Origin of the sequence: Streptomyces sp. NPDC088923, from assembly GCF_044749745.1 — a bacterium.
Classification (GTDB): Bacteria; Actinomycetota; Actinomycetes; order Streptomycetales; family Streptomycetaceae; genus Streptomyces.
In genome coordinates, this window is record NZ_JBIVIO010000001.1 from 1,686,439 (window position 1) to 1,708,683 (window position 22,245).

Annotated in this window: 19 protein-coding genes; 13 read left to right on the forward strand and 6 right to left on the reverse strand. The window is 72.9% G+C overall.

What is annotated here, in order from left to right; all coding sequences use genetic code 11:
• Window positions 1-160: 160 nt before the first annotated feature.
• The 3 genes from ACIP4O_RS07655 to hemW all read left to right on the forward strand — a co-directional run bounded on the left by ACIP4O_RS07655 (window position 161) and on the right by hemW (window position 3,782).
• A complete protein-coding gene (locus ACIP4O_RS07655; RefSeq protein ID WP_361322579.1) occupies window positions 161-2,050 on the forward strand; it encodes a long-chain fatty acid--CoA ligase in 1,890 nt (629 codons plus the stop codon).
• Between the two features lie 295 nt (window positions 2,051-2,345).
• The gene (locus tag ACIP4O_RS07660; protein WP_401572707.1) at window positions 2,346-2,504 is read left to right on the forward strand and encodes a hypothetical protein; all 159 of its coding nucleotides are present in this window, start codon (window positions 2,346-2,348) and stop codon (window positions 2,502-2,504) included.
• Window positions 2,505-2,549: 45 nt separating this feature from the next.
• Window positions 2,550-3,782 (forward strand): radical SAM family heme chaperone HemW, encoded by a 1,233-nt coding sequence (gene hemW, locus ACIP4O_RS07665; RefSeq protein WP_401572709.1) that lies wholly within the window; start codon window positions 2,550-2,552, stop codon window positions 3,780-3,782.
• A gap of 39 nt (window positions 3,783-3,821) precedes the next feature.
• Here the strand turns inward: hemW and ACIP4O_RS07670 are convergent, their stop codons facing one another.
• Window positions 3,822-4,436, reverse strand: a complete 615-nt coding sequence (locus ACIP4O_RS07670; RefSeq protein ID WP_401572711.1) for an HAD family hydrolase — start codon at window positions 4,434-4,436, stop codon at window positions 3,822-3,824.
• 194 nt (window positions 4,437-4,630) lie between these two features.
• Between ACIP4O_RS07670 and ACIP4O_RS07675 the strand changes: the two genes are divergently transcribed.
• Window positions 4,631-5,206: a Uma2 family endonuclease gene (locus ACIP4O_RS07675; protein ID WP_401572712.1), complete on the forward strand. Its 576-nt coding sequence runs from the start codon at window positions 4,631-4,633 to the stop codon at window positions 5,204-5,206.
• 7 nt (window positions 5,207-5,213) lie between these two features.
• On the opposite strand, the gene ACIP4O_RS07680 is transcribed toward ACIP4O_RS07675, so the two are convergent.
• Window positions 5,214-6,038, reverse strand: coding sequence for a DUF3097 domain-containing protein (locus ACIP4O_RS07680; RefSeq protein WP_401572714.1), 825 nt, complete (start codon window positions 6,036-6,038; stop codon window positions 5,214-5,216).
• Window positions 6,039-6,191: 153 nt separating this feature from the next.
• Window positions 6,192-6,920: an MBL fold metallo-hydrolase gene (locus ACIP4O_RS07685; RefSeq protein WP_401572716.1), complete on the reverse strand. Its 729-nt coding sequence runs from the start codon at window positions 6,918-6,920 to the stop codon at window positions 6,192-6,194.
• A gap of 292 nt (window positions 6,921-7,212) precedes the next feature.
• Here ACIP4O_RS07685 and hrcA point away from each other — a divergent pair, with 292 nt between their 5' ends.
• The 5 genes from hrcA (at window position 7,213) to ACIP4O_RS07710 (ending at window position 12,459) form a co-directional block, all read left to right on the forward strand.
• Window positions 7,213-8,229, forward strand: coding sequence for a heat-inducible transcriptional repressor HrcA (gene hrcA, locus ACIP4O_RS07690; RefSeq protein ID WP_401572717.1), 1,017 nt, complete (start codon window positions 7,213-7,215; stop codon window positions 8,227-8,229).
• Window positions 8,230-9,375: a molecular chaperone DnaJ gene (gene dnaJ, locus ACIP4O_RS07695; RefSeq protein ID WP_361322557.1), complete on the forward strand. Its 1,146-nt coding sequence runs from the start codon at window positions 8,230-8,232 to the stop codon at window positions 9,373-9,375. It begins immediately after the preceding gene.
• Window positions 9,376-9,549: 174 nt separating this feature from the next.
• Window positions 9,550-10,611: a nitronate monooxygenase gene (locus ACIP4O_RS07700; protein WP_401572720.1), complete on the forward strand. Its 1,062-nt coding sequence runs from the start codon at window positions 9,550-9,552 to the stop codon at window positions 10,609-10,611.
• A 66-nt stretch (window positions 10,612-10,677) separates the two neighbouring features.
• Complete coding sequence (locus tag ACIP4O_RS07705; protein WP_401572722.1) at window positions 10,678-11,433, forward strand: 16S rRNA (uracil(1498)-N(3))-methyltransferase; 756 nt, start codon at window positions 10,678-10,680, stop codon at window positions 11,431-11,433.
• 240 nt (window positions 11,434-11,673) lie between these two features.
• Window positions 11,674-12,459 (forward strand): class I SAM-dependent methyltransferase, encoded by a 786-nt coding sequence (locus ACIP4O_RS07710; protein WP_401572724.1) that lies wholly within the window; start codon window positions 11,674-11,676, stop codon window positions 12,457-12,459.
• Between the two features lie 12 nt (window positions 12,460-12,471).
• Here the strand turns inward: ACIP4O_RS07710 and ACIP4O_RS07715 are convergent, their stop codons facing one another.
• Complete coding sequence (locus ACIP4O_RS07715; protein WP_401572726.1) at window positions 12,472-12,864, reverse strand: pyridoxamine 5'-phosphate oxidase family protein; 393 nt, start codon at window positions 12,862-12,864, stop codon at window positions 12,472-12,474.
• A gap of 185 nt (window positions 12,865-13,049) precedes the next feature.
• Here ACIP4O_RS07715 and ACIP4O_RS07720 point away from each other — a divergent pair, with 185 nt between their 5' ends.
• From ACIP4O_RS07720 to ACIP4O_RS07735, 4 genes are all read left to right on the forward strand, one after another.
• Complete coding sequence (locus tag ACIP4O_RS07720; protein WP_401572727.1) at window positions 13,050-16,271, forward strand: S41 family peptidase; 3,222 nt, start codon at window positions 13,050-13,052, stop codon at window positions 16,269-16,271.
• A gap of 312 nt (window positions 16,272-16,583) precedes the next feature.
• Window positions 16,584-16,940, forward strand: a complete 357-nt coding sequence (locus tag ACIP4O_RS07725) for a histidine triad nucleotide-binding protein (RefSeq protein ID WP_009065191.1) — start codon at window positions 16,584-16,586, stop codon at window positions 16,938-16,940.
• A 9-nt stretch (window positions 16,941-16,949) separates the two neighbouring features.
• Window positions 16,950-17,855 (forward strand): ribonuclease Z, encoded by a 906-nt coding sequence (locus ACIP4O_RS07730; protein ID WP_401572729.1) that lies wholly within the window; start codon window positions 16,950-16,952, stop codon window positions 17,853-17,855.
• A 67-nt stretch (window positions 17,856-17,922) separates the two neighbouring features.
• On the forward strand, window positions 17,923-18,930 hold the full coding sequence (locus tag ACIP4O_RS07735; protein WP_401572731.1) for an adenosine deaminase: 1,008 nt from the start codon (window positions 17,923-17,925) through the stop codon (window positions 18,928-18,930).
• Between the two features lie 87 nt (window positions 18,931-19,017).
• Here ACIP4O_RS07735 and ACIP4O_RS07740 read toward each other — a convergent pair whose 3' ends face one another.
• Both ACIP4O_RS07740 and ACIP4O_RS07745 read right to left on the reverse strand, forming a co-directional pair.
• Window positions 19,018-20,331, reverse strand: a complete 1,314-nt coding sequence (locus tag ACIP4O_RS07740; RefSeq protein WP_401572733.1) for an MFS transporter — start codon at window positions 20,329-20,331, stop codon at window positions 19,018-19,020.
• 570 nt (window positions 20,332-20,901) lie between these two features.
• On the reverse strand, window positions 20,902-22,221 hold the full coding sequence (locus tag ACIP4O_RS07745; RefSeq protein ID WP_401572735.1) for a 6-phospho-beta-glucosidase: 1,320 nt from the start codon (window positions 22,219-22,221) through the stop codon (window positions 20,902-20,904).
• Between the last annotated feature and the right edge of the window lie 24 nt (window positions 22,222-22,245).

The following is a 22,245-nucleotide window of genomic DNA, read 5'->3' on the forward strand; positions in this document are numbered from 1 at the left end:
ACAGAGCGGGTGTCAGGGCCTTACGCGCAGGCCAGGCTCGTTCTACTCTGATCACCACCCATTAGTTACTCACCAGTTAAACAACGCGCAGGAACGCTCAGCACACGTCTCGAACCATTCACTACCAGTCGCACGCAGAGTCGCGGGCCCGGAGGATGTCGTGAGCGACACACAGACCATGATCGAGAACCGTCCGCCCTCCGTGGCGCACCTCTTCCTGGAGCGCGTCGCCGCGACCCCGGACGCGGAGGCGTACCGCTACCCGGTGCCGCCCGCCTCCGGCGAGGGGCCGTCCGACTGGGCCTCGCTGAGCTGGGCGCAGGCCGCCGAGCGCGTCGAGCGGATCGCGGCCGGGCTCATCGTGCTCGGCATCGAGCCCGAGCAGCGCGTCGCGCTCGCCGCGGCGACCCGTGTCGAGTGGATCCTCATCGACCTCGGCATCATGTGCGCGGGCGCCGCGACCACGACCGTCTACCCCTCGACGAACACGAAGGAATCGGCGTTCATCCTCGCCGACTCCGACAGCCGCGTCGTCTTCGCGGAGGACGCGACGCAGCTCGCGAAGGTGCGCGAGAACCGCGCGGAGCTTCCCGAACTGCACCACGTCGTCGTTCTCGACGCCGAGGGCGTCACCCCGGACGCCGCGGACCCGGACGGCTGGCTGCTCACCCTCGCCGACCTGGAGAAGCGCGGTCAGGAGTACCTGGCCACGCACCCGGAGGCGATCAAGGAGCGTATCGAGGCGATCACGAAGGACCAGCTCGCGACGCTGATCTACACCTCCGGCACGACGGGCCGCCCCAAGGGCGTACGCCTGCCGCACGAGGCGTGGTCCTACATGGCCAAAGCGATCAAGGCGACGGGGATGGTCCTGGAGGAGGACGTCCAGTACCTGTGGCTGCCGCTCGCCCACGTCTTCGGCAAGGTGCTCACCTCCGGGCACATCGAGGTCGGGCACGTCACCGCGGTCGACGGCCGCGTGGACCAGATCATCCTGAACCTGCCCGTGGTCCGGCCCACCTACATGGCCGCCGTGCCCCGCATCTTCGAGAAGGTCTACAACGGCGTCGCGGCGAAGGCGCGCGAGGGCGGCGACGCCAAGTTCAAGATCTTCCAGTGGGCCGCCGGGATCGCCCGCGAGTACGCGAAGACCTCGCAGGACAACTTCCGCCGCACCGGGACCGCGACCGTCCCGTTCGGCCTGCGCGCGAAGCACGCCGTCGCCGACCGGCTCGTCTACGGCAAGATCCGCGAGGCGATGGGCGGCAGGCTGCGCGCCGCGATCTCCGGCTCCGCCGCGCTCGCCCCCGAGATCGGCTTCTTCTTCGCGGGGGCCGGGGTGCACATCCTGGAGGGGTACGGGCTCACGGAGTCGAGCGCGGCCTCGTTCGTGAACCCGGGGGAGGCGTACCGCACCGGTACGGTCGGCAAGCCGCTGCCCGGCACCGAGGTGCGCATCGCCGAGGACGGCGAGATCCTGCTGCGCGGCCCCGGCATCATGGCCGGCTACCACGGGCTGCCGGAGAAGACCGCCGAGGTCCTGGAGCCGGACGGCTGGTTCCACACAGGCGACATCGGCGAACTGTCGGTGGACGGCTATCTGCGGATCACCGACCGCAAGAAGGACATCATCAAGACCTCCGGCGGCAAGTACATCGCCCCGGCCGAGGTCGAGGGCCAGTTCAAGGCGATCTGTCCCTACGTGTCGAACATCCTGGTCCACGGCGGAGACCGCAACTTCTGCTCCGCGCTCATCTCGCTCGACGAGGAGGCGCTGCTCGCCTGGGCGAAGGACAACGGGCTCGACGGCAAGCCGTACGAGGAGATCGTGGCCGACGCGAAGACCGTCGAGATGGTCGACGGGTACGTGCGCGAGCTGAACGAGGGGCTCCAGCGCTGGGAGACCGTGAAGAAGTTCCGGCTCCTGCCGAGAGACCTCGACATCGAGCACGGGGAGCTGACGCCGAGCCTCAAGATCAAGCGGCCGGTGGTGGAGCGGGAGTACGGGTATCTGCTGGACGAGATGTACGCGGGGGCTCGCGAGGCGTGACGGAGGGGCGGAGCGCCCTCTCTGCCGAGGGGGCTCCCTTTCGTGGGGGCGGGGCCTTTGTGGGGCTCTGCCCCACGCCCCGCTCCTCAAACGCCGGAGAGGCTTGGATGTGGTGCGCGAGGGGGCGTAGGGGTGCGGGTTGGCGGTAGGGACGGATGCGGGGGTGCGGGGTGGATGTTCTGGCCGAGGTCGTGGTGGGTGTGCGGGAGGGGTCGGTTCGCTGCATGATCGTCGTATGAACTCATCCTCCGCGCCCGTTGTCGTTCATCCTCCCGGGAGTGACGGAGGGCGACGGGTGCAGGTGGACGGGGAGGTGCTGGGGGTGGCGTACGGAATGGGCGACCTCGTGGAATTCCTGCGGCGAGCGGGGCTGGAGGACGCCGAAGGGGCTGTCGCCGCCGATGAGGGATTCATCGAGTGGCGCGGCGAGGGGCCCGGCGAGTGGGCTGCCTAGGGCCTCACGCTCGGTGACCGCGTCGGGCCTGGGACAATGGACCCCATGCCTTCCGCACTTCCCGACGGTGAGCCCGTGCCCGAGAACGGGGCGCTTCCGGCGCAGGCCCTGGACGGGGCCACCGGGCGCCCGCTCGGCTTCTACCTGCACGTCCCCTACTGCGCCAGCCGCTGCGGGTACTGCGACTTCAACACGTACACGGCGACCGAACTGCGCGGTACGGGCGGCGTGCTCGCCTCGCGCGACAACTACGCCGACACCCTCGCCCAGGAGATCCGCCTCGCGCGCGAGGTGCTCGGCGAGGACCCCCGCCCGGCCCGCACCGTCTTCTTCGGCGGCGGTACGCCCACGCTGCTGCCCGCCGCCGACCTCGTACGGATGCTCGCCGCCGTACGGGACGAATTCGGCCTCGCGCCCGACGCCGAGGTGACGACCGAGGCGAACCCGGAATCCGTCGACCCCGCGTACCTCGAAACCCTCCGTGAGGGCGGTTTCAACCGGATCTCCTTCGGGATGCAGAGCGCCAAGCCGCACGTGCTGCGCGTCCTCGACCGCAACCACACCCCCGGCCGACCCGAGGCCTGCGTCGCCGAGGCGCGCGCGGCCGGATTCGAGCACGTCAATCTCGACCTCATCTACGGCACGCCGGGCGAGAGCGACGCGGACTGGCGCGCCTCGCTCGAGGCGGCGATCGGCGCGGGACCCGACCACGTCTCCGCGTACGCCCTCATCGTCGAGGAAGGCACCGGCCTCGCCCGCCGCATCCGGCGCGGCGAGATCCCGATGACCGACGACGACGAGCACGCCGACCGCTACCTCATCGCCGACGAACTCCTCGCCAAGGCCGGTTTCAGCTGGTACGAGGTCTCCAACTGGGCGACCAGCGAGCCCGCGCGCTGCCTGCACAACGAGCTGTACTGGCGCGGCGCCGACTGGTGGGGCGCGGGGCCGGGGGCGCACAGCCACGTCGGGGGCGTCCGCTGGTGGAACGTGAAGCACCCCGGCGCCTACGCCGCCGCGCTCGCCGAGGGCCGCTCGCCCGGCGCGGGCCGCGAACTCCTCAGCGAGGAGGACCGCCGCGTCGAGCGCGTCCTCCTGGAGCTGCGACTGAGCGAGGGCTGCCCCCTCGACCTCCTCCTCCCGGCAGGTCGTGAGGCCGCCGCGCGTCATCTCGACGACGGACTTCTCGATCCCGGGGCTTACGCGAAGGGGGCGGCCGTTCTCACGCTGCGGGGGCGGCTGCTCGCCGACGCGGTGGTGCGGGACCTCGTGGACTGACGGGGCGGGGGCCGGTGTACGGGTGTGCGCTGGACGCCCTCAGCCTGCGGGGCTTTCGGTGTACACATGTGCGCGGATGCGGGCGAGCGTCCCAGGGTTCTCGGTGAACAAGTGTGCACTCATTCCGGCTGCCTCCGCCGCCGCGATGTTCGGCGGGGCGTCGTCGACGAAGAGGCAGTCCCGGGGCCGTACCCCGAGGGCCTCGCACACGGCCGTGTAGGCGCGCGGATCGGGCTTGTTGAGGCCGGTCTCGTGCGAGTACGAGAGGTGCTCGACCAGGGTGTCGAAGCCGTACAGGGCGGCTTCGCGTTCGCGCGCCCCGACGAAGCTGTTGCTGAGGATGCCGAGGCGGCAGCGGCCGCGCAGCCCCCGGACGAAGTCGATCAGCTCGGTGTTCGGGGTCCCGACGTACTCCGTCCACAGGTCGGCCATGAAGGAGCCGGCCCCGGCAGCGTCGAGCCCGAGCCGCGCGGCCACCTGCTCCCGTACCGCCGCCTCATCCATCCGTCCGACCGACCCCGCCTCCCACACGTCCGCCATCCGCGCCTCGACAGTTCCGGGCGCCAGCCCGAGCCGCTCCTCCCAGCGCGCCACCCACCCCGTCTCGGGTGTGAACTCAAGGACGCCGCCTATGTCGAGCACGAGCGCTTTCATACGGTGTTCCTCCTTCTGGGGCGATGGATCGCCCCTGGGTTGGGGGCAGGCTGGGGTCTGCCCTGAGGGGAAGGTCAACGCCCGGTGCGCAGTTCCTCGTACGGGTGGGCGGTGGTGAACAGGGCGGATCGGCCCCTCCGAAGCTGCCACCCTGCCTGTGACCGCGCGGGACGGCCGAGACGACCGGAGGAACGATGCTCTTGCGCAGCCCGTACGACCTCTTCGCCGCGACGGAGGCGCCGGAGGGGTACCGGGGCGAACTCCTCGCGGGCGAGATCGTGTGGACCGGCGGTGAGGACCTCGTGCACAACGGGATCGTCGAGTCCGTGACGGACCAGGTCCCGCGTCCGCCGTGGCGACGGCTGGGCCGGCAGCTCATCCGTCCGGCCGGGTGCACGGACAGCGCGCCACGCCCCGACGTCCTCGTCCACGCCGGGGACTTCACGGACCATGACGGTCTCGCGCTGCCCGCCTCCGCGGTGGAACTCGTCGTCGAGGTCGTCTCCCGGACCAGCGTCGATCGCGACTACGGCGTCAAGCGCTCGCTCTACGCCGCCGCCAAGATCCCCGCCTACCTGATCATCGACCCCACGGCCGCCCGCTGCCTCCTCCTCACCGAGCTCTCCGGGGAGGGAGACAAGGCCGACTACGAGGTCGAGCGGGCGCGGGAGTTCGGGCAGACCGTGCCGCTCGCCGCGCTCGGGGACGTGGAGATCGCGACCGCGGAGTTCGGGACGCTGCCGCCCGTACGACTGCACCGACGGCCCTGAGGAACGGTCAGGTCTGGTCGGGAACCGTCACGAAGTCGATCAGTTCCTCCACGCGGCCGAGCAGTTCCGGTTCCAGGTCCTTGTACGAATGGACGTGGGAGAGGATGAGCTGCCAGGCCGCGCCCGTGTTCTCCGGCCAGCCGAGGGCGCGGCAGATGCCCGTCTTCCAGTCCTGCCCGCGCGGGACGCGGGGCCAGGCCGCGATACCGACCGAGGACGGTTTCACCGCCTCCCAGATGTCGATGTACGGGTGCCCCACGACCAGCGCGTGCGGGCTCGCGACCCCCGCCGCGATGCGCGCCTCCTTCGAGCCCGGCACCAGGTGGTCGACCAGGACCCCGAGCCGCGCGTCGGGGCCCGGCGCGAACTCCTCGACGATCGAGGGGAGATCGTCGACACCCTCCAGGTACTCGACCACGACCCCCTCGATCCGCAGGTCGTCACCCCATACCCGTTCCACCAGTTCCGCGTCGTGCCGCCCCTCCACGTAGATCCGCCCCGCTCGCGCCACGCGCGCCCGCGCGCCGGGAACCGCGACAGAGCCGGAGGCGGTGCGGGAGGGGGCCGCCGGGGTCGCGGCGGCGGGTCGTACGAGGGTGACCGCGTGACCTTCCAGGAGGAAACCGCCCTCCGTGAGCGGGAAGACCCGTGTCTTGCCGAAACGGTCCTCCAGCGACACGACGAGTCCCTGCGCCGATTTCTCCCACCCGGTCACCGCGCCGCAGAAACCACTCGTCACCTCCTCCACGACGAGGTCCCGCTCCAGCGGCACCTGAGGGACGGCCCGCCGCTTCTTCCAAGGCGGGGTGAGATCGGGGGAGTACGCGCGCATTCCCAGGACGATAGGAACATACGGCCGTCCGGGCGACCACGACACGCCGTGGGGGCCCGTCGCGCCGCCCCGGACATGCCGACACCCGCCCGCTCACGACGCGCCGCCACCCCGCGCCCGGTCCAGCTCGCACCACCCCGCGCCCGGGCCCTCTCACGACACCCCGAACCGCCGCGCGAGCGCGTCCCGCTGACGCCGTACGAACGCCGCGTCCACGAGCGCGCCGTGCCCCGGCACGTACACCGCCTCGTCACCGCCCAGCGCGAGCAGCCGGTCCAGAGCCTCGGGCCACCGCGCCGGGACGGCGTCGCTCCCCGCCTGCGGCTCGCCCGATTCCTCCACGAGATCCCCACAGAAGACCACCGTCCGCTCGCCCGGCACCACGAGCGCGAGGTCATGGCCCGAGTGCCCGGGCCCCACGTCGGCGAGCAGCACGCGCCGCCCGCCGCCGAGGTCGAGCGCCGACTCGCCGCTCACCGGCTGGTCCGGGCCTCGCAGCAGGGCCGCGGACCGCCTCGCCTCCGCGGTGTCGAGCCCGTGCCGTACCGCGTCCTCGCACAGACCGGCGCGGCCGGACTCCGTACCGAGGAGCGACTCGGCGCCCGCCGCCGCGTACACCGGGACCGCGAAGGCGGGCGCGCCGAGGACGTGGTCGAAGTGCGGGTGCGTGAGTGCGAGATGCGTCACGTGCGCGCCGTCCCCGAGGAGGCGTTCCGCCGCCCGCCGCGCCGCCTCGCCCTGCGCGAGGCCCGCGCCCGGGTCCACGAGGAGCGCCGCCCTCTCGCCCCGTACGAGCCCCGCCGTGCAGTCCCAGCCGGGCAGGCGCAGCCGCGCCACACCCGGCGCCGGGCGCTCCCACTCCGGCAGTTCGGTCAAGTCCATCGCGCTCCCCGCTCGTCGGTGGCGGTGCGAGACGACCGGCCGCTGTGCGCCCGCCGTCCCCGCCCCGTCCCGGCCGTCCCTCCCGACACCCTGCCCCGTTCCGTCCCCCTCACCCCGGTACGAGCCCGGCGCGAGGTCGGCGGGCCGCCGGTGAAGTGCCATAAAGCGCTGCCCGGCCTTGCCCGGGGCCCACCGTACGGCCGTACACTGGCCGGGGAAGTTCTGGCACTCAGACAGGGCGAGTGCCAGGCCCGGACCGGAGGCTCCGGCCGGAGGCCAGGGAGGTGGCGGCGTGCTCAGCGAACGCAGACTCGAAGTCCTGCGCGCCATCGTCCAGGACTACGTCGGCACCGAGGAGCCCGTCGGCTCCAAGGCGCTCACCGAGCGGCACAGTCTCGGCGTCTCTCCGGCCACCGTGCGCAACGACATGGCGGCCCTGGAGGACGAGGGGTTCATCGCCCAGCCGCACACCAGCGCGGGCCGTATCCCGACCGACAAGGGCTACCGCCTCTTCGTCGACAAGCTCGCCGACATCAAGCCGATGACCGCGCCGGAGCGCCGCGCCATCCAGAGTTTCCTGGACAGCGCGGTGGATCTCGACGACGTCGTGGGCCGGACCGTGCGGCTGCTCGCGCAGCTCACGCGGCAGGTCGCCGTCGTGCAGTACCCCTCGCTGACGCGCTCCACCGTGCGGCACGTCGAGCTGCTCTCGATGAGCCCCGCGCGCGTCATGCTCGTGCTGATCACCGACACGGGCCGCGTCGAGCAGCGGATGATCGACTGCCCGGCGCCGTTCGGCGAGACCTCCGTGGCCGATCTGCGGGCCCGGCTCAACAGCCGGATCTCGGGCCGTCGCTTCGCCGACGTGCCCCAGCTCGTCCAGGATCTGCCCGACTCCTTCGAGCAGGAGGACCGCGGCACGGTCGCCGTCGTCCTGTCCACGCTGCTCGAAACGGTCGTCGAGGAGACCGAGGAACGGCTCATGATCGGCGGCACGGCGAACCTCGCGCGCTACGGGCAGGACTTCCCCCTCATGATCCGGCCGGTGCTCGAGGCGCTGGAGGAGCAGGTGGTGCTCCTGCGGCTGCTCGGCGAGGTCACCGACCCGCGGATGGCGGTCCGGATCGGTCATGAGAACGCCTACGAGGGGCTCAACTCCACCTCGGTGGTGTCGGTCGGTTACGGTTCGGGCGGCGAGGCAGTCGCCAAGCTCGGCGTGGTCGGACCGACCCGCATGGACTACCCCGGAACGATGGGAGCGGTACGCGCAGTGGCTCGTTACGTCGGACAGATCCTGGCGGAGTCGTAAGTGGCCACGGACTACTACGCCGTACTCGGCGTGCGCCGCGACGCCTCCCCGGACGAGATCAAGAAGGCCTTCCGTCGGCTGGCCAGGGAACTCCACCCTGACGTCAACCCCGACCCGAAGACCCAGGAGCGGTTCAAGGAGATCAACGCCGCCTACGAGGTGCTCTCGGACCCGCAGAAGAAGCAGGTCTACGACCTCGGCGGCGACCCGCTCTCGCAGGCCGGCGGCGCGGGCGCGGCCGGTGGTGGCTTCGGCGGCGCGGGCTTCGGGAACTTCTCGGACATCATGGACGCGTTCTTCGGTACGTCCCAGCAGCGCGGCCCGCGCTCGCGGACCCGCCGGGGCCAGGACGCCATGATCCGGCTGGAGATCGACCTCAACGAGGCGGCCTTCGGCACCACCAAGGAAATCCAGGTCGACACCGCGATCATCTGCTCGACCTGCAACGGCGAGGGCGCGGCTCCGGGTACCTCGGCGCAGACCTGCGACATGTGTCGCGGACGCGGTGAGGTCTCGCAGGTGACGCGGTCCTTCCTGGGCCAGGTCATGACCTCGCGGCCCTGCCCGCAGTGCCAGGGCTTCGGCACGATCGTGCCGAACCCGTGCCCCGAGTGCGCCGGTGACGGCCGTATCCGCTCGCGGCGCACGCTCACCGTGAAGATCCCGGCCGGGGTCGACAACGGCACGCGTATCCAGCTCGCGGGTGAGGGCGAGGTCGGCCCGGGCGGCGGCCCCGCCGGTGACCTCTACGTCGAGATCCACGAGACGGCCCACTCCGTCTTCCAGCGGCGCGGCGACGACCTGCACTGCACGGTGACGATCCCGATGACGGCCGCCGCGCTCGGCACGAAGGTGCCGCTCGACACGCTCGACGGGACCGAGGACGTCGACATCAGGCCGGGTACGCAGTCGGGCCAGTCCGTGCCGCTGCACGGGCGCGGGGTCACGCATCTGCGCGGGGGCGGGCGCGGTGACCTCATCGTGCACGTCGAAGTGCAGACGCCGGGGAAGCTCGACGCGGACCAGGAGCGGTTGCTGCGGGAGCTGGCCAAGCTCAGGAACGAGGAGCGGCCCACGGGGCAGTTCCAGCCGGGGCAGCAGGGGCTCTTCTCGCGGCTCAAGGACGCGTTCAACGGGCGGAGCTGAATGTTCCACAGGCGGGCGGGGCGGTAGTCGCCGCGGTCCGGGGCGGGCCTCTCGGGGCTCCGCCCCGGACCCCGTTTCGGGGCTCCGCCCCGGACCCCGCTCCTCAAACGCCGGAGGGGCTTGGGATACGGGTCCCGTGAGCGCCACTGGTGCGGCTCGTGGGACGATTTTGGGATGTCCTCTGTGTTCGGCGAGTTGTTGCGCCATCCTGTTGTGCAGGCTCCGATGGCCGGTGGTGCCTCCTGTCCTGAGCTGGTCGCCGCCGTGTCGGAGGCCGGGGGGCTCGGGTTTCTCGCCGGGGGGTACAAGAGTGCCGAGGCGGTACGGGACGAGGCGCGGCGCACCCGCGAGCTGACCGGGCGGCCCTTCGGCGTCAACCTCTTCCTGCCGCAGCCGGAGGCGGACGCCGATACCGTCGACGCGTACGCGGACGGGCTGGCCGGGGAGAGCGAGCGGTACGGGGCACCGCTCGGGGCCCTTCCGCGGGGTGCGCTCGACGACTTCTTCGACGCGAAGGTCGCCGTCCTGCTCGCCGAGCCCGTCGCCGTCGTCTCCTTCACCTTCGGCTGCCCCAGCCGCGACGTGCTCGATGCCTTCCAGCGCGTCGGCACCCTCACCGTCGTCACCGTGACCACGCCTGAGGAGGCGCGCGCCGCGCAGTGGGCGGGGGCGGACGCACTGTGCGTGCAGGGTGTCGAGGCCGGGGGCCATCAGGGCACCCACCACGACGACCCCGCCACCGACGGCTGCGGGCTCGGGCTCCTCAGCCTTCTCGAACAGGTCCGCCACACCGTGCCGTTGCCCTTCCTCGCGGCGGGTGGTCTCATGCGCGGCACACAGATCGCCGCCGTGCTCGCGGCGGGCGCCGAAGCCGCGCAGCTCGGCACCGCCTTCCTCCCCTGCCCCGAGTCCGGGGCGCACCCCGTGCACAAGGCCGCGCTGACCAGCCCGCACTTCACCCGTACGACGCTCACACGCGCCTTCTCCGGCCGACCCGCGCGCGGGCTCGTCAACCGTTTCGTACGGGCGCACTCGGCCGAGGCACCGGCCGCGTACCCGCGGGTGCACCACCTCACGGCCGGGCTGCGGCGTGCCGCGGCCGGCGCGGGAGACGCGGACGGCATGGCACTCTGGGCCGGGCAGGGCCACCGCCTGGCCCGCACCCTCGCCGCCGGGCGCCTCGTCGAGACGCTCGCCGCCGAGACGCGCGCGGCGCTCACGCCGTTGGCACGCTGACTTGGGCGGCCCGGAGAACCCGTGCCGCGCCCGGACCGCCGCACCCGTACCGCTGAAAGGACCGGCATGACCGCCGCCGTTTTCCTCGCCCCCCGGCTCGCCGAAGAGGCCGTGCCCGGCGGGGCCTTCGTCCTCGAGGGGCCCGAGGGACGGCACGCGGTCTCCGTGAAGCGGCTGCGTCCCGGCGAGGAGATCGTGCTCAGCGACGGCGAGGGGCGGTGGGCGCCGTGCGTCGTGACGGCGGTCGAGGGCAAGGACCGGCTGAGCGTCGAGGTCGGTGAGCTGCGCGAGGAGCCGGTGCCGAGTCCGCGGCTCGTCGTAGTCCAGGCGCTGCCCAAGGGGGACCGGGGGGAACTCGCCGTCGAGACGATGACCGAGACGGGTGTCGACGCGATCGTGCCGTGGCAGGCGGCGCGGTGTGTGACGCAGTGGCGGGGCGACCGGGGCGCGAAGTCCCTCGCCAAGTGGCGGGCGACCGCGCGCGAGGCGGGCAAGCAGTCGCGCCGCCCCCGCTTCCCCGAGGTCGCCGAAGCCGTCTCCACGAAGGAGACCGCGACCCTCCTCGCCCGCGCGGCGCTCGCCGTCGTCCTCCACGAGGACGCAGGGACCGCGAGCACCCCGCTCGCCACGCTGCCACTGCCCGACGAGGGCGACATCGTCCTCGTCGTCGGCCCCGAGGGCGGCGTCGCCCCCGAGGAGCTCGCGACCTTCACCGAGGCCGGCGCCCGTATCTGCCGCCTGGGCCCCTCGGTCCTGCGCACCTCGACAGCGGGCACGGCGGCGGTGGCGCTCCTGTCCGGACGGACGGGTCGGTGGGGGTAGACGCGGGCGGGCTGCGCGGTGCTTGGGAGCGGGGCCGGGGGAACGGGGCTGGAAGTCCCGGTACGTCGGGGGCGAGACCGTACGTCCGGTGCCCCGGGGCCGAGACCGTGCTGGGTCGCCCTGCCGGGGCAGCCCGTTGATGCCGAGTGCACGGCACTGCGGGTCCGGCTCCATGACGGTTGTCCTCTCGCGGGGATGCGTGCGGGGTGACTTCGCTCGTGGAGGAACTCTTGAACGGGCATGGCGGTTGGGGGCGGGGGCGTCAAGCATGGAGGGATGATCCGTGCTTCTTCGCAGGCTCTTTCGTTTGATTCCGCCGCCGCCAGTTATGCCGCGCACCGTCCCTCCTATCCCTCCGCTCTCCTCGACGTCGTCGAGGAGCTTGCCGGGTTCTCGCTCGTCGGGGCGCGCGTCGCCGACGTCGGGGCCGGGACGGGGCTGGGCACGCGCGTGCTGGTCGAGCGGGGAGCCCGGGTCGTGGGGGTGGAGCCGGGCGGTGGGATGGCCGCTCAGTTCCGGGTCGGGCTGCCCGGGGTCCCGCTCGTGCTCGGGGACGGGAACGCTCTGCCCTTGGCCTCCTCCTCTCTCGATGTGGTCACCTACGCGCAGTCCTGGCACTGGACCGACCCCCGCCGCTCCCTTCCCGAGGCGCTGCGCGTGCTCCGCACCGGGGGCGCGCTCGCGCTCTGGTGGAACGACTCGGACGGTGGGGTTCCCTGGGTCGCCGGGCAGGACGCCCGGTTGCGTCGGCTCTTCGGCGGCGCCGACGCCACGTACGATCCCGAGGCCCGCTTCCGGCGGCTGCCCGATGAGCTGCCCTTCCTACGGCGGCAGGTGCGGTGGAGCCGCGGTGTCTCACTCGACGCGCACCTCGCCAACCTCGCCACCTACTCCGACTTCCTCGTCCTCGGTGAGGAAGGGACGGACCGCTTCCTCGCAGAGGAGCGGGAGATCCTGGCCGATGTCTTCCCGGACGGGACCGTTCGGGAGGAGTACGTGGTCAGCCTCGCCGTCGCCGTGCGGTGACTCGCGGGGCCCTCAGTCCGTGAGGGACGCGGGGACCCAGTCCCGTACCGCTATCTCCAGGAGCACCCGGCGCTCTCCCGGGCGGGCCGGTATCGCCGGGTCCCAGCCGTACTTGGCGAGGAAGGACTCGCGTACCCGCGCGGGGAAACCGGTGCGGTGCAGGCGGGCGTCGCCCTCGGCGACCAGCGGCTCGGGGCCGTCCAGGGCGAGTGTGGCGCGCGGCCGGCGTTCGAGCAGGCGCACCAGGGCGCCGCCCGCCGCCGCGCCGATCCACCACACACCTTCGAGGAAGACGAACCACGTGGCGCGCACGAGGGGCGGCCCTTCCGCCCCGGCAGCGCACAGCCACACGGTCCGCGCCGTGCGCAGCCGTTCCTGAGCGGGGTTGTTCTCCGTCGTCGTCACACCACCCATCCCAACCCCTGCGAGGCCCGCGCGGAAGCCTTCCGCGCAGATCTGTGGATAACTCCGAGTAATCAATAAATCCTCTCACTCGAACGAGTAACGGCTGTCGCGACTTCCGCGGAGTTATCCACAGCTTGCCCGGCAGGCCCTGTCCCCTGTCCTTCACCGTGCTTAGGGTGGTTCTTGTGACACAGCCTGCCTACCTACGGTTTCCGCACATCCATGGCGAGTTCATCGCCTTCACCGCCGAGGACGACGTCTGGATCGCCCCACTGGACGGAGGGCGTGCCTGGCGCGTCAGCGCCGACAACGTTCCCGTTCAGCACCCGCGGATATCTCCCGACGGCGCCACGGTCGCCTGGACCTCCAAGCGCGAGGGCGCCCCCGAGGTCTTCGTCGCGCCCCTGGAGGGCGGCCCGGCCCGCCGCCTCACCTACTGGGGCAGCCAGAAGACGTCCGTACGCGGCTGGACCCCCGAGGGCGACGTCGTGGCGATCACCGCGCACGGCCAGGCGTCGATGCGCCGGACCTGGGCGCACGCCCTGCCCGTCGACGGCTCCGCGCCCCGCCGCCTCCCGTACGGCCCGATCGGCGCCCTCGCCCACGAGCCCGCGGGCGAGCGCGTCCTGCTCTGCTCCGTCCCGAGCCGTGAGGCCGCCTGGTGGAAGCGCTACCGGGGCGGTACAGCGGGCAAGTTGTGGCTCGGGCCCGACGCGGAGGGCGCCTGGCAGCGGGTGCACGCGGACCTGGACGGCAACATCGAGGACCCGCTCTGGGTGGGCGGTCGCATCGCCTTCCTCTCCGACCACGAGGGTGTCGGCGCGCTCTACTCCTCGCTCCCCGACGGCAGTGAACTGCGCCGCCACTCGCCGGTCGAACCCGACAGCTTCTACGCCCGCCAAGCCGCCACCGACGGCACCCGCGTCGTCTGGTCGAGCGCGGGCCGGCTGTGGATTCTCGACGACCTGGAGAGCGCCGAGCCGCGCCTGCTCGACATCGGTCTCGGCGGCCAGCGCGCCGACCTCCAGCCCTTCGCGATCTCCGCGTCCCGCTGGCTCTCCGCCGCCCGCCCCGACCAGACGGGTCGCGGCAGCGCCGTCCTGGTGCGGGGCGCCGTGCACTGGGTGACGCACCGCGACGGGCCGACGCGTGTCCTCGCGGGCGAACAGGGGGTACGGGCCAGGCTGCCGCGTACCTTCCGGCTCGACGGCGAGGAGTGGGTCGCCTGGGTGACCGACGCCGAGGGCGAGGACGCCATCGAGTTCGCGCCCGCCACCGGTACGGCTCCTGGCACGGCCCCGCGCCGCATCGCGCGCGGCAAGCTCGGCCGCGTCCTCTCCTTCGCGGTCGCCCCGGACGGCGAGCGGCTCGGCGTCGCGAGCCACGACGGACGGGTGCTGCTCGTGGAACGCTCGACGGGCGAGGTGCGCGAGGTGGACCGCGGCGAGAACGGGGACGCGAGCGGACTCGTCTTCTCGCCCGACTCCACGTGGCTCGCCTGGTCCCACCCGGGCCCCGACCCGCTGCGCCAGCTCAAGCTCGCGCACGTCTCGGACCTCGCCCCCGTCGAGGCGACACCGCTGCGCTTCAAGGACTACAGCCCGGCCTTCACCCCGGACGGCAAGCACCTCGCGTTCCTCTCGGACCGCGCCTTCGACCCGCTGTACGACGCGCACAACTTCGATCTCGCCTTCATCGGCACGACGCGTCCGCACCTCATCACGCTCGCCGCGACGACCCCCTCGCCCTTCGGCCCCCAGCGGCACGGCAAGCCCTTCGAGACCCCCGACAAGGAGGGCACCCCGGAGAGCGGCGAGGGTGGCGGTCCGCAGACCCGTATCGACGTGGAGGGTCTCGCCGACCGGATCGTGCCCTTCCCCGTCGAGGCCGGCGAGTACTCCTCGCTCCAGGCCGCCAAGGACGGCGTGCTCTGGCTCAGCCACCCCGTCTCCGGCGTCCTCGGCACCTCCGGAGCCGGTCCCGAGGACGACGGTGCCAAGACGAGCCTGCTCCGCTGGGACTTTCCGCAGCAGCGCATCGAGGAACTCTCGGGCGACGTCCAGTCCTACGCGGTCTCGGGCGACGGCAAGCGCGTCCTGCTCCGCGGCGGCGACAAGCTCCGTGTCGTGCCGAGCGACCGCCGGGCCCCGGGCGAGGAGGACCACGAGAACAACGTCGCCGTCGACCTCGGCCGCATCCGGCAGCTCGTCGATCCCGCCGCCGAGTGGCGGCAGATGTTCGACGAGACGGGCCGGCTCATGCGGGACAACTTCTGGCGTCCCGACATGGGCGGCATCGACTGGGACGGCGTCCTCGACCGCTACCGGCCCGTCCTGGAGCGCGTCGCGACCCACGACGACCTCGTGGACCTGCTGTGGGAGGTGCAGGGGGAGCTGGGCACCTCGCACGCCTACGTCACCCCGCCGGGTCACGGGCACGGGGCCCTGCGCGCGGGGCTGCTCGGCGCGGACATCTCCCGGCACGAGGACGGGCACTGGCGCATCGACCGCGTCCTGCCCTCCGAGACCTCCGATCCGCACGCCCGCTCCCCGCTCGCGGGTCCCGGTATCGCGGTACGGGCCGGGGACGCGCTCCTCGCGGTCGGCGGCCGTCCGGTGGACCCGCTGCTCGGCCCCGCCCCGCTCCTCGCCGGGACGGCCGGTCACGTCACCGAGCTGACCATCGGCCCGGCGGACGGCGGCGAACCACGGCACGTCGTGGTCGAGCCGCTGCGCGACGAAGAGGCACTGCGCTACCACGACTGGGTCGCGGACCGCCGCGCCTACGTGCACGAGAAGTCCGGCGGACGGCTCGGTTACCTGCACGTGCCGGACATGATCGGCTCCGGCTGGGCGCAGCTCCACCGCGACCTGCGGGTGGAGATCGTCAAGGAAGGGCTCGTCGTCGACGTCCGCGAGAACCGGGGCGGGCACACCTCGCAGCTCGTCGTCGAGAAGCTCGCCCGGCGCATCGTCGGCTGGGACGTGTCGCGCGGCATGCGGCCGACCAGCTACCCGGAGGCGGCTCCGCGCGGACCCGTCGTCGCGGTCGCCAACGAGTTCTCCGGCTCGGACGGCGACATCGTCAACGCGGCGATCCAGGCGCTGAAGATCGGGCCCGTCGTCGGGACGAGGACCTGGGGCGGGGTCATCGGGATCGACAACCGCTACGGGCTCGTGGACGGGACCTCCGTCACGCAGCCCAAGTACGCCTTCTGGTTCGAGACGGTCGGGTGGGGCGTCGAGAACCACGGGGTGGACCCGGATGTGGAGGTCGTCGTGGCGCCGCAGCAGTACGCGGCCGGGGCGGACCCGCAGCTGGACGAGGCCGTTCGGCTGGCGCTGGCGGGGCTGGAGGAGACGCCGGCCAAGAGGGCTCCCGCCCTCCCCGGGGGCGCGGGGCAGTAGTCGACCTGGACCGGGGCGGGCCTCACGGGGCTCCGCCCCGGTTCCCAGTACCGGGGCTCCGCCCCGGTCGGGCTTCGCCCGGTTTCGGGGCTCCGCCCCGGGCCCCGCTCCTCAAACGCCGGAGGGGCTGGATTATGTGGGGCTTGGGTTGTGCGGTGCCGAGAAGGCCTGGGTTGTGCGGTGACGGCGGGACTCGGCGCGAGGGTTCGGTGTCGGCGCGAGGGTTCGGTGCGGGAAAGCTGATGCCGGGCGTCGGTTCGGTGGGCCGGTACCATTTCCCGGCATCGTCGTCCCTCCGGGAGGAGCCCCTTCATGGCTGGTGAGCCGCAGGCGGATTGTTTGTTCTGCAAGATCGTGGCGGGGGAGGTGCCGGCGACGGTCGTGCGGGAGGACGAGCACACCGTCGCCTTCCGGGACATAAACCCGCAGGCTCCCACGCACGTGCTCGTCGTGCCCAAGGCGCACTACCCCAACGCCGCCGCGCTCGCCGCCGATCCGGGGCTGAGCGCCGCCCTCCTCGCGGCGGCCGGTGAGGTCGCCACGCAGGAGAAGATCGACGAGTCCGGGTACCGGATCGTGTTCAACACCGGTGCGGGCGCGGGGCAGACCGTCTTCCACGTGCACGCGCACGTCCTCGGGGGCCGCGGGCTCCAGTGGCCCCCCGGCTAGGCTGGGGCGATGGCAGGGCGTGAGCTGGTCGTTCTCGGGACCGCGAGTCAGTTGCCCACGCGGCGGCGCGGGCACAACGGCTATGTCCTGCGCTGGGACGGGGAGGCGTTCCTCTTCGATCCCGGGGAGGGCACGCAGCGGCAGATGACCCATGCGGGGATCTCCGCCACAGCGCTGCACCGCGTCTGCGTCACCCACTTCCACGGGGACCACTCGCTCGGCCTGGCCGGGGTGATCCAGCGCGTCAACCTCGACCGGGTCCCGCACCCGGTGTACGCGCACTACCCGGCGAGCGGCGAGGAGTACTTCCGGCGACTGCGGTACGCGACCTCGTACTACGAGAGTGTCGGGATCACCCCCGTACCCGTGCAGGAGGAGGGCGTGCTCGTCACGACACCCGCGTACACCCTGGAGACGCGGCGGCTCAGCCATTCCGTCGAATCCTTCGGCTACCGGCTCACCGAGCCCGACGGCGTGCGGATGCGGCCCGGGGCGCTGGCGGCGCACGGCATCGAGGGGCCGGACGTGGGACGGCTGCGACGCGAGGGCGTGCTGCGCGGGGTACGGCTCGAAGAGGTCAGCGAGGTGCGGCGCGGGCAGCGCTTCGCCTTCGTCATGGACACCCGCATGTGCCGGGGGGCCGAGGAACTGGCCGAGGGCTGCGACCTGCTCGTCATCGAGTCCACCTTCGCCGACGAGGACGCCGCCCTCGCCGATGAACACGGTCACCTCACCGCCGGACAGGCCGCCGCGCTCGCCCGTGACGCGGGGGTGCGGCACCTCGTACTGACGCACTTCTCGCAGCGGTACGAGGACCCCGGCGTCTTCGCGCGTCAGGCCCGCGAGGCGGGTTACGAGGGCGGTCTCACCGTGGCCGAGGACTTCGACCGCGTCCCCGTCCCCTCCCGCCGCTGACCCCCATCCCCTTCGCGCGTGGCCCACGCCACGCCTCGCATGCCTGCGATTCCCGTAGAATTTCCGGATGCCCACTCCTATACCCGTCCCCAAGGCGGAGCTGCACCTTCACATCGAAGGCACCCTCGAACCGGAACTGGCCTTCGCGCTCGCCGCTCGCAACGGGGTCGCGCTCAGCCACGACGACACGCTCGCGCTGCGCAGCGCGTTCGCCTTCCAGGACCTCCAGTCCTTCCTGGACCTCTACTACGAGCTGATGGCGGTGCTGCGCACGGAGCGTGATTTCGAGGAACTCGCCGACGCGTATCTGGAGCGGGCCGCCGCGCAGGGGGTGCGGCACGCCGAGATCTTCTTCGACCCGCAGGCCCACACCTCACGCGGAGTGCCGTTCGGGACGGTCGTCGAGGGGCTCGGGCGGGCGCTCGACCGGTCGGTGGAGCGGCACGGGGTCAGCACCCGGCTCATCATGTGCTTCCTGCGCGACCAGCCCGTCGCCTCCGCCCTCGCGACGCTCGCCGAGGCCGAGCCGTACCTCGACCGCATCACCGGGGTCGGCCTCGACTCGGCCGAGCTGGGCAACCCGCCCGGGCCCTTCCGCGAGGTCTACGAGCGGGCCGCCGCGCTCGGGCTGCACCGGGTCGCGCACGCGGGCGAGGAGGGAGGCCCGGAGTACGTCACCGAGGCGCTCGACGCGCTCGGCGTGGAGCGCGTCGACCACGGGCGCCGCGTCCTGGAGGACCCCGCGCTCGTCGCGCGGCTCGTGCGCGAGCAGATCCCGCTGACGCTGTGCCCGCTCTCGAACGTGCGGCTGCGCGGAATCGACACGATGGAGCAGCACCCGCTGCGCGACATGCTCGACGCGGGCCTGAAGTGCACCGTGAACTCCGACGACCCGTCCTACTTCGGCGGCTACGCGCAGGACAACTTCGACGCCGTCCGCTCCGCGCTCCACCTCACCGAGGACCAGGAACGCACCCTCGCCCGCAACTCCTTCGAGGCCGCCTTCCTGGAGGACGACGAGGAGCTGCGCACGCGGTACCTCAAGGCCGTCGAGGAACACCGCTTCCAGGGCTGACGAGCAGAGGGGGGCGAGGCAGCCGTACGGGACGGGGGTGGCCCGCCCCCCGTGAGGCCGCCCCGCCCCCGTAAGCCGCCTCGCCCCTCAGCCTCCCACCCGCTCCGGTCCCGCCGCGCCGAAGTCCGCGCGGTCCGGGTCCGCCACCGCCACCGCGATCGCGGTGATCGTCTGTTCGGGGGCGCCGATCCGCGGGATCGTGCCGGAGGGGGCGCCGGCGCGGGCCGCGACGAGGGCCGCGCTCGCGCCGCCCCTGCGCCGTACCGCTCCCGGCACGAGTGGGCGGCCGCCCGTGTGCAGCGCGACCGCCGTGAGCGGCACCGCGAGCAGGAGCAGCGCCGCGGCGAGCACGAGGCCCATTCCCGTGAAGCCCGCCGACTCGACGAGCAGGCTCCCGGTGAGCGGGCCGCACGCCACGCCGAGCGCGGAGGCTGAGCCGACGAGCACCGCCCAGCGGCCGCGCGGGTCGAGCGAGGCCGCGAGGCCGATGAGGTAGGAGAGGACGACCGGGTAGCCGGTGTTCCACAGCACCTCGCCGCCCGCGAAGCTCCCCAGCCCGTGCGCCGAGGCGCTCACCGCGATGCACGCCGCGATCACCACCGTGCCGAGCCCGATCGGCGCCGCGCGTCCGGCCCGCGAGCCGAGCGCTCCCGCGCCGAGCACCCCGAGGAGCCCGCCGCCGAGCGCGACGGCGAAGACCACGCCGACCGCGACCTCACCGAGCCCCGCCTGCTCCGTACCGATCCGCCCACTCACGCCCCACAGCGCGTTCTGCGCGAGCGACCAGCCCGCGACCGAGAGCGCGAGCACGAGCCCGGAGCGGCGGTAGGGGAGCCGCCCGGGCGCCGCCGGGACGGCGCTGTCCACCGGGTGGGGGTCGACGAGCCCCCGCGTCGCCGACCACACGAGCAGCGGCACCACCGCGAGCGCGAGCAGCGGGAGCCGGTGGCCCAGGCCGAAGTGGGGGAGCGTCAGGTAGAGGGCCCCCGCGACGCCGGAGACCGAGAGCAGTCCGGCCGAGGAGGCGCGGTGCGGGTCGCGCAGCGCCGCGATGCCGGAGGCCGCGACGGTCGTCGCCGTGCCGGAGCCGAAGCCGCCGAGCACGACCCCGAGCACGACGAGCGGCAGCACTCCGCTGAGCGCCGCGAGCCCGTAGCCGAGCGTCGCGAGGAGCAGTCCGGCGCGTGCGACGCGGCGCGCACCGAAGCGTTCGACGCGCGAAGCGAGCGTGAATCCGGCGCTCGCCGAGCCGAGCAGCAGGGCGCTGCCGACGAGCCCGGCGTGCGCGGGAGCGAGCCCGAGTCCGGAGCCGATGCGCGAGACGACGGTGGGCAGGAGGTAGGAGGCGAGATAGCCGGCCGTGAAGAGGGCGACGAGGGGCCGGGCGGGGCGCGGAGGCACGGGCGGTTCCAGGGCGGGTGCGAAGCGATGGGGGGAAGGCCCTTCCCGCTGGTTCCGGGCAGCGCGAGGCAGCCCGGAAGGGCGGTTCGGGAAAAGGGATTCGCCACCGAACGCCAGGGCCTCCGAGCCGGTGAAAGGGCCGGTACCGGGGCTGTGCGACGGGTGCGCGAGGCAATTTGTATCAAGCCGCCGCGTCACCCGAAAAGCCGAGCCGATGTGAGCTGGGTCACTTAATGTTTAACGAAAGGGAAGCCGGGTAACTATGCCCGTTCCGTGTCGGTCGGCGGGGTTGCGGAGGGGGCGTCAACTCGACATCAACGCAGGTGAGTTGGCGCGTGCGCCCGTAATGCGCCGGTACGGGCCACTCCTCGCGCTGCTCCACCACCCCCGTGCTTCCTTGAGGCGTGACACGCGTGTGTCGGAGTCCGCCCGGAGGCGGGACGACGGGGGCATCTCGTAGGCCATCGCGGTGAGAGCCGAGGGGCGCCCCGAGGGGCGCGCGGGCGGCGGCGCGGTGAGGCCGTCCTCCAACTCGGCGGAGCCCCCGTCAATCGCCGGAACGACCGCGCGTCATCTTTCCGGCGAGTGCGCGTTTCGCGCCGCCCGCGCGAGAATCCTTGCCGCCACCGCGGGGGAGTCCACGAGCGGGTGGAGGGCCAGCGCGCGCAGGGCCGCCGTGCGGTCCTTGAAGAGCGCCGCCTCGATCGTCGCCCGCTCGACCGCCTTGAGCTGGAGCATGAGCCCGAGTTCGGCCTCGCCGAGCGGGGCGCACGGCAGCGGGTGCGCGCCGTGCGCGTCCACCTCGCACACGGTCTCGATGATCGCGTCCGGCGGGAGCTGGGGCACCGTCGTCCCGTTCGGCACGTTGAGGATCAGTCGCGTGCCGCGCGCGTCGCCCGCGATCGCCCGCATCAGCGCGAGCGCCACCTGGTCGTAGCCGCCGCCCGCCAGGTCCTCCTCGTCACGCTCCCAGCCGCCGCTCGCCTCGCGGCTCTCCGCCATGTACGTCTCCTCGCGCTCCCTGCGCGTCGCCTCCCACAGCGCGTACGCGCGGGAAGGCTCGCGCGCCGCCGCGGCGAAGAACGCCTCCTGCTGCTCGCGCAGGAACTCCCCGCGCGTCGCGCCCGCCGCGCGCACCGCGGCCAGGGCCTCCCGGCGGAAGTAGTAGTAGTGCAGGTACTCGTTGGGCAGCGAGCCGAGCGCGCGCAGCCAGTCGGCGCCGAAGAGCCGCCCCTCCTCGAAGGACTCCAGGGCCGCACGGTCCGCGAGCAGCGCTTCCAGCAGGTCCGTGCCGTCCGCCCCGCGCAGGGCACGCAGCCAGCCGAGGTGGTTGAGCCCGACGTACTCGTACGAGACCGGTCCCGGCGCCGCCCCGGCCGCCCGCGCCGCGCGCCGTACGAGGCCCACGGGCGAGTCGCAGATCCCGATGACGCGCTCGCCGAGCACTCCCGCCATCGCCTCCGTCACCGTCCCCGCCGGGTTGGTGAAGTTGATGACCCACGCCCCGGGGGCCACGGCACGCACCCGTTCCGCGATCTCCACCGCGACCGGCACGGTCCGCAGCCCGTACAGGACCCCGCCCGCGCCGACCGTCTCCTGGCCGAGCACGCCCTCGGCGAGCGGTGCCCGCTCGTCGGCGACACGCCCGGCGGTGCCGCCCACGCGGATCGCGGAGAAGACGAAGTCGGCGCCGCGCAGGGCCTCGTCGAGATCCTCGGCGGTACGGACCCGGGGGCCGCCGCCGGGAAGCTGCTCCAGGACCGCGCGGATCACGCCGAGACGCACCGGGTCGCTGTCGTGGAGCGTCAGCTCCTCGACCTCGCCGCCCGCCAGTGCCCCGTACACGAGCGGCACCCGGAAGCCGCCACCGCCCAGAATCGTCAGCCTCATGATCCGGAACGTACCCCACTGCGC

Bases quoted from the DNA above. Each gene is read 5' to 3' on its own strand.
- ACIP4O_RS07680 (WP_401572714.1), bottom strand. From the start codon at position 6,038: ATGCGCGCGTACTCCCCCGATCTCACCCCGCCTTGGAAGAAGCGGCGG.
- ACIP4O_RS07700 (WP_401572720.1), top strand. From the start codon at position 9,550: ATGTCCTCTGTGTTCGGCGAGTTGTTGCGCCATCCTGTTGTGCAGGCT.
- ACIP4O_RS07685 (WP_401572716.1), bottom strand. From the start codon at position 6,920: ATGGACTTGACCGAACTGCCGGAGTGGGAGCGCCCGGCGCCGGGTGTG.
- ACIP4O_RS07705 (WP_401572722.1), top strand. From the start codon at position 10,678: ATGACCGCCGCCGTTTTCCTCGCCCCCCGGCTCGCCGAAGAGGCCGTG.
- ACIP4O_RS07735 (WP_401572731.1), top strand. From the start codon at position 17,923: ATGCCCACTCCTATACCCGTCCCCAAGGCGGAGCTGCACCTTCACATC.
- ACIP4O_RS07670 (WP_401572711.1), bottom strand. From the start codon at position 4,436: ATGAAAGCGCTCGTGCTCGACATAGGCGGCGTCCTTGAGTTCACACCC.
- ACIP4O_RS07745 (WP_401572735.1), bottom strand. From the start codon at position 22,221: ATGAGGCTGACGATTCTGGGCGGTGGCGGCTTCCGGGTGCCGCTCGTG.
- ACIP4O_RS07730 (WP_401572729.1), top strand. From the start codon at position 16,950: ATGGCAGGGCGTGAGCTGGTCGTTCTCGGGACCGCGAGTCAGTTGCCC.
- ACIP4O_RS07675 (WP_401572712.1), top strand. From the start codon at position 4,631: ATGCTCTTGCGCAGCCCGTACGACCTCTTCGCCGCGACGGAGGCGCCG.
- ACIP4O_RS07725 (WP_009065191.1), top strand. From the start codon at position 16,584: ATGGCTGGTGAGCCGCAGGCGGATTGTTTGTTCTGCAAGATCGTGGCG.
- hemW (WP_401572709.1), top strand. From the start codon at position 2,550: ATGCCTTCCGCACTTCCCGACGGTGAGCCCGTGCCCGAGAACGGGGCG.
- ACIP4O_RS07710 (WP_401572724.1), top strand. From the start codon at position 11,674: ATGGCGGTTGGGGGCGGGGGCGTCAAGCATGGAGGGATGATCCGTGCT.